The sequence below is a fragment of the uncultured Maribacter sp. genome (assembly GCF_947500405.1).
Taxonomy (GTDB): Bacteria; Bacteroidota; Bacteroidia; order Flavobacteriales; family Flavobacteriaceae; genus Maribacter_B.
This window is the reverse complement of record NZ_CANMRY010000053.1, coordinates 1-1080: the sequence shown is the minus strand read 5'-3', so window position 1 is coordinate 1080 and position 1080 is coordinate 1. Positions and strand designations below refer to the sequence as shown.

Here is a 1080-nt window from a genome sequence, read left to right as displayed (position 1 = left end):
GCTGCATTCAAGGTTCTAACGCAACAAACGTTGCTTTTTTTTTAGTTAGTCTAAGCTACAAATTTAAGTTCAAAATCCATGATTTCATTTGGAGTTTTGTACCCTATTATTTTTCGGGGTCTATTGTTTAATTTTTCTTGAATAAAAAGGAGTTTTTTTTCATCAATTTGATTGAAGTCAGTTCCTTTAGGAAGATACCTTCTAATGAGTCCATTTGTATTTTCATTAGTACCTCTTTCCCAAGAAGAATAGGGGTGAGCAAAATAGATTTTCATACCTGTTCTATTAGTTATAGTTTCGTGTCTAGCCATTTCAATTCCATTGTCGTAAGTCATAGATTTTTTAAATAAAGGGTTTAATTGATTTAGTTTTTTAGAGAACATTTTAGCTACTTCCTTGGCATTTTTAGCTTTTAATTTTATGATTAATGTATATCTTGATTTCCGTTCTACAATTGTCCCAATAGCGGATTTGTGATTTTTTCCAATGACTAAATCTCCTTCCCAATGGCCAACTTCTTGTCTTAAGTTAATATGCTTAGGTCTACTATCAATACTGACTTGGTTGGTTATTTTACTTCCAGTACCACGTCTTTTTTTAGGTTTCCTTCTTCTTGTTTTTTTACGTACAAGTAGTTTGATTAGTTTTTTATTTAAACGTGCTTGAGGAGTCAAATAAATGTATCTGTAAATTGATTCGTGAGAAATCGACATCATAGAATCATTAGGATATATTTCTTTTAATCTTCCTGAAATTTGTTCTGGCGTCCATCCAGATAATAGTCCTTTAAAGACATAAATTCTCAATCTTTTGTAAGTAGATATTTTGTCTGTATTTCTTTTATTTAAGTAATCATCTTTAGCATTCCAATTGGCTAAATCGGCATTGTATTTATCTGTCTTATTTTCCACCCATTTATTAACTTCTCTAGAGATTGTAGAGCGAGACCTGTTTAGTATTTTAGCTATGTAAGCTTTGGTCTTATTCTCGTTTAAAAGTGTCTCAATTTGGACTCTTTCTTTATGGGTAAGTCTTGTATTCTTTTTACGTACCATAATAACAAATCTATTAATTTAGATT

General features: G+C 30.5%; 1 protein-coding gene. It reads right to left on the bottom strand.

The window, feature by feature from the left end; genetic code table 11:
- Window positions 1–50: 50 nt before the first annotated feature.
- Window positions 51–1055: an IS30 family transposase gene (locus tag Q0945_RS15935; RefSeq protein ID WP_299436638.1), complete on the bottom strand. Its 1005-nt coding sequence runs from the start codon at window positions 1053–1055 to the stop codon at window positions 51–53.
- Window positions 1056–1080 lie beyond the last annotated feature (25 nt).